This window comes from Varibaculum cambriense, assembly GCF_022133705.1.
Taxonomy (GTDB): Bacteria; Actinomycetota; Actinomycetes; order Actinomycetales; family Actinomycetaceae; genus Varibaculum; species Varibaculum cambriense_A.
Genome location: NZ_JAKNHJ010000046.1, coordinates 1 through 255, shown reverse-complemented (window position 1 = coordinate 255; position 255 = coordinate 1). Strand labels below are relative to the sequence as shown.

At 53.3% G+C, this 255-nt stretch carries 1 pseudogene; it reads right to left on the bottom strand.

Features of this window, described 5'->3' with window-relative positions:
* Nucleotides 1-255 (bottom strand): annotated as a pseudogene (locus L0M99_RS09730) (hypothetical protein); the annotation flags it as partial.

The window sequence follows — 255 nt, the reverse complement described above, 5'->3', positions numbered from 1 at the left end:
CCAGATTCGTCGGAGAAAGCACATAGCTTACCCAGTCCCTGACTTGCTGATTCGCCCCGCGGTGGGTGCGGTTGTCGAACAGTAAATAATAGCAACCTTCCTCCAGGCGGCTTTCAATCTCTTGTTCCTCGCCCTGCGGCCCTTTCAGCATCAGCCCTCCGGCTGGCTCGTCGGCAATTTCCGTTAGAACCCAGACGTTAACTTCGTCGATTAATGCCCGGTAACCGAAGAAGTCATCGAATGCCTGAATTTTCA